The 4,550-nt window shown below is 32.7% G+C and carries 4 protein-coding genes; all 4 read left to right on the top strand.

Annotated elements, in window-relative coordinates; genetic code table 11:
• Positions 1-2: 2 nt before the first annotated feature.
• Genes sufC through ACW2QF_RS17950 form a run of 4 tightly spaced genes read left to right on the top strand, consistent with a single transcriptional unit; the run spans position 3 to position 4,468 of the window.
• Positions 3-725, top strand: coding sequence for a Fe-S cluster assembly ATPase SufC (sufC, locus tag ACW2QF_RS17965; protein WP_455717392.1), 723 nt, complete (start codon positions 3-5; stop codon positions 723-725).
• Between the two features lie 24 nt (positions 726-749).
• A complete protein-coding gene (gene sufB, locus ACW2QF_RS17960; protein WP_455717391.1) occupies positions 750-2,150 on the top strand; it encodes a Fe-S cluster assembly protein SufB in 1,401 nt (466 codons plus the stop codon).
• Positions 2,150-3,223 carry a SufB/SufD family protein gene (locus ACW2QF_RS17955; RefSeq protein WP_455717390.1) on the top strand — a complete coding sequence of 358 codons (1,074 nt, stop codon included), beginning with the start codon at positions 2,150-2,152 and terminating at the stop codon, positions 3,221-3,223. The genes sufB and ACW2QF_RS17955 overlap by 1 nt, the downstream gene beginning before the upstream one ends.
• A 21-nt stretch (positions 3,224-3,244) precedes the next feature.
• Positions 3,245-4,468, top strand: coding sequence for an aminotransferase class V-fold PLP-dependent enzyme (locus tag ACW2QF_RS17950; protein ID WP_455717389.1), 1,224 nt, complete (start codon positions 3,245-3,247; stop codon positions 4,466-4,468).
• Positions 4,469-4,550: the final 82 nt, after the last annotated feature.

The raw sequence follows: 4,550 nt of genomic DNA, 5'->3' as shown, positions 1-4,550 counted from the left end.
ATATTAAAGATTTATACGTAAGAGCAGAAAGTCAGGAAATATTAAAAGGATTAAATCTAACGATTAATCCAGGAGAAATTCATATCGTTATGGGACCTAACGGAGCGGGAAAATCAACACTTGCCCATTCAATTCTCAATAATTCTAGTTATCAGAAAGATAATGGAGAAGTAGCTTTTGAAGGTGAGGATATAACGAACTTAAAGACAGATGAAATTGCTAGAAAAGGAATCTTTATGTCATTTCAGGCACCAGAGGAAATACCAGGTGTTTCGGTTTTTAACTTCTTAAAATATGCAAAGAATAAAATGACAGGAGAAGCAGTAAGATTTTTTGCACTTAAAAATGAATTAAAGGGATACATGGAACAACTAGACATGAATCAAACCTATATAGATAGAGACTTAAATGTGGATTTCTCTGGAGGAGAAAAAAAGAAAAATGAAATTCTTCAAATGCTAGTTTTAAATCCAAAACTTGCGATTTTAGATGAAACAGATTCTGGACTTGATGTAGATGCCATTAGAACGGTTTCTAAAGGAATTCAAATGTACAAAAACGAAGAAAATGCAGTTTTGATTATTACACACAATGCGAAGATTTTAGAGAATTTGAAAGTAGATTATGTACATATCTTAGTTGATGGCAAAATCGTTAAGACAGGAACAAGAGATTTAGCCAATGAGATTGAAAAAGAAGGATACGGAAAATATAAATTGGAATAATAGTGTGAAAGGTAAGGTATTAATATGAGCAAGACGTATGTAGATGAAATAAATCGTAACATATATGATATAAAAAATGAAGATAAGTATGAATTTAAAATAAGAAAAGGTTTAACTGCTGATATTATAGAAGAGATTTCAAATCAAAAGCAAGAAGCAGATTGGATGAGAGAGCTTAGGTTAAAGGCTTTAAACGTATACAACTCTTTAAGTTTACCAAGCTGGGGACCTGACCTTTCTGAATTAAATATGGATGAAATTGCGACCTATGTAAAACCAAAGTCAAAACTAAATAGTAGTTGGGATGATGTTCCAGAAGATATTAAAAAGACCTTTGAAAGCTTAGGAATTCCAGAAGCTGAAAGAACATCTTTAGCAGGTGTTGGAGCACAATATGATTCAGAGGTAGTATATCATAGCATTCGAGAAGAACTTGTAAAGCAGGGAGTTATCTATACTGATATGGAAACAGCGGTTAGAGAGTATCCCGAAATGGTAAAAGAACATTTTATGAAGTGTATATCAGTTTATGATCATAAATTTGTAGCGCTACATGGGGCTGTTTGGTCAGGTGGATCATTCGTATATGTACCAAAAGGAGTAAAGGTAGAAATTCCACTACAATCCTACTTTAGATTAAACTCACCTGAAGCAGGACAATTTGAACATACCTTAATTATTGTAGATGAAGGAGCAAGTCTTCATTTTGTAGAAGGATGTTCAGCACCTAAGTATAGCAAGGTAAATCTTCATGCTGGTTGTGTAGAGCTATATGTAAAGGATAATGCTTATTTAAGATACTCAACGATCGAAAACTGGTCAAAAAATATGCTAAATCTAAATACAAAAAGAGCAATCGCGGGAAAAAATGCTCAAATCGATTGGGTATCAGGTTCTTTTGGATCTAAAATTTCTATGCTATATCCAATGAGCGTTTTAAATGGAGAAGGAGCAAAGACAGAATATACAGGTATTTCCTTTGCTGGTAAAGGGCAGAATTTAGATAACGGTTTTAAAGTGGTACATAACGCGCCAAATACTTCTAGTGTAATAAATGGAAAATCAATTTCTAAGAATGGCGGAGTCTGCACCTATAGATCCCTAGTAAAGATAGCTGAAAGGGCTAAGAATTCAAAGTGCTCTGTATCTTGTGAATCACTTATGCTTGATAGCATATCAAAATCTGACACAATTCCGGTTAATGATATTAGAACAGAGGAAGTAGAATTCTCTCATGAAGCAAAGATCGGTAAAATCAGTGACAAAGCAATCTTTTATCTGATGTCAAGGGGATTATCAGAAGAAGATGCAAAGGCAATGATTGTCAGAGGATTTGCTTATCCAATTTCAAAAGAACTTCCAATTGAGTATGCAGTGGAAATGAACAATTTGATTAATTTAGAATTGGAAGGAGCAATAGGATAATGGAAAAAATAAGATTAAACGAATCGCCTATAAGAACATGTGAAAAGTTTGGAGTTAATGACGTTGTCCTAGAGGGCTTTACAGTTCCGGAAGTAATAAAGGCGTTCGATTCAGTAACCATAAAAAGTGGAGAAACAAAACTACAAACAAATGCAATAAAAAAAGAAGCCTCATTGAAGTATGGAGTCGGTGACTTACTAGAAGAACAAGTAATAAAACAATCAAACCAAAGCTATAAAATTGTTATTAATGAAAATCAAGAAAATGTAGAATTGGATTTTGATTTTCAGGAAAACAATCGTTCCTTAGTAGACTACGTAGAAATCATAGCTGAAGAAGGATGCAAAGGAACGGTTATATTAAAATACAAATCACAGGATTATGAAAATTCTCCATATGAGTATTATCATAATGGAATTTGTAGAATAGAAGCTAAGAAAAATTCTAATGTTCAAGTTATCTTAGTAAACTTATTAAATGGAAAGTCTAGAAACTTTTTCAGCCTAGAATCCTATGTGGAAGAAGATGCAAAGGCAGAGGTTATAACAGTTGATTTTGGTGGAAAAAGTAGTGTTACCAATTACTATATGAATGTAGCACAAAATAACGCAGCAGGTAGCATGAATAGTATTTATTTAGGAAAAGAAGAGCAGAAGCTAGATATAAACTATATCGCTCACTTAAATGGAAGGAAATCGAAGATAGATATTGAAGTGCAAGGAGCATTAAAGGATCAGGCAACTAAAAGCTTTAAAGGAACCATTGATTTTAAAACAGGAGCAAAGTATGCAAAAGGAAATGAAAATGAATTTTGTATGTTATTATCTGACAAAGCAAAATCAAAGGCGTTACCAATGTTATTATGTACGGAAGAAGATGTAGAAGGAAATCATAGCTCAGCTTCCGGAAAAGTAGATCCGAAGCAATTATTTTATCTGTTGAGTAGAGGGTTTAGCCAAAAAGAAGCAATGAAATTAATTGTTAAAGCTAGATTTTCCCATATAATTGATAGAATAGAACAAGAGGAATTAAAAGAAGAAGTCCTAGCCGAGATAGATAAGAGATTAGATTAAATTGGAAGGTTTGATGTTAAGATGGATATAGAAAAAATCAGAAAAGATTTTCCATTGATACAAAATGGAGAAATAGCATATTTGGATAGCGGTGCAACTACGCAAAAACCAAACCAGGTAATAGATGCAGTAGAGGAATTTTATAAGAAATACAATGCGAATCCCCATAGAGGAGCATATAGCCTTAGTGTAGAAGCAACAAGGCTATATGAAGAAACAAGAGAAAAGATAGCTAGATTTATTAATGCAAGTAAGCCAGAGGAAATTATATTCTCAAAAAATGCAACAGAAAGTTTGAATTTACTTGCATATTCCTATGGAGTGGAAAACCTCAAAAAAGATGATGAAGTTGTTATATCTATTATGGAGCATCATTCTAATTTAGTTCCTTGGCAAAAGGTGACGAAGCAAACGGATAGTAAGTTAAAATATATGTATATTAACGAGCAATTTGAATTAACAAAAGAAGAAATTGAGAGTAAAATAACAGATAAGACCAAAATTGTTGGAATTACACATATATCAAATGTTTTAGGTACTATAAATCCAGTAAAAGAAATCATTGAATATGCACACAAAAAAGGAGCAATCGTAATAGTTGATGCTTCACAAAGCATTCCACATATGAAAATCGATGTTAAGGATTTGGACGCTGACTTTTTGGTATTTTCTGGACACAAAATGCTGGCACCATTAGGAGTTGGAGTGTTATATGGTAAAAAAGAAATCCTTGATAAAATGACTCCATTCCTAATGGGAGGAGATATGATCGAATATGTGTATGAGCAAGAAACCACCTTTGCACCTCTTCCAAATAAATTTGAAGCAGGAACACAAAATGTTGAAGGCGTAGTAGGATTAGGAGCTGCCATAGATTATATCGAAAAATTAGGATATGATAAAATCCAGGAAATAGATAAAGAATTAACCGATTATGCTATACATAAACTATCAAATTTAGACTATGTTAATTTATATGTAACTTCAAATAGAAAAAACCATTCCAGTGTTATTTCTTTCAATATGAAAGGAGTTCATCCACACGACGTTGCAAGTATCTTAGATTCTCATAAAGTGGCAGTCAGGTCAGGTAACCATTGTGCACAGCCGTTGATGAGATATCTGGAAACAGATTCAACGTGTAGAGCGAGCTTATATTTCTATAATACTAAGGAAGACATTGATAGATTGGTTCAAGCTATTGAGAAGACATATAAAATGTTTGAAAAATATATAAATAAATGATATAGCAGAGAGGAATATATAAATGGATGACTTAAGTGAGGTTGAGTATTATTTAATTATGTAAAATAGTATGTTTTCAGAA

It is taken from the genome of Anaerosporobacter sp., from assembly GCF_965301125.1.
This window is presented reverse-complemented; position numbering and strand designations above follow the sequence as displayed.

Bases quoted from the DNA above. Each gene is read 5' to 3' on its own strand.
- ACW2QF_RS17950 (WP_455717389.1), top strand. From the start codon at position 3,245: ATGGATATAGAAAAAATCAGAAAAGATTTTCCATTGATACAAAATGGA.
- ACW2QF_RS17955 (WP_455717390.1), top strand. From the start codon at position 2,150: ATGGAAAAAATAAGATTAAACGAATCGCCTATAAGAACATGTGAAAAG.
- sufB (WP_455717391.1), top strand. From the start codon at position 750: ATGAGCAAGACGTATGTAGATGAAATAAATCGTAACATATATGATATA.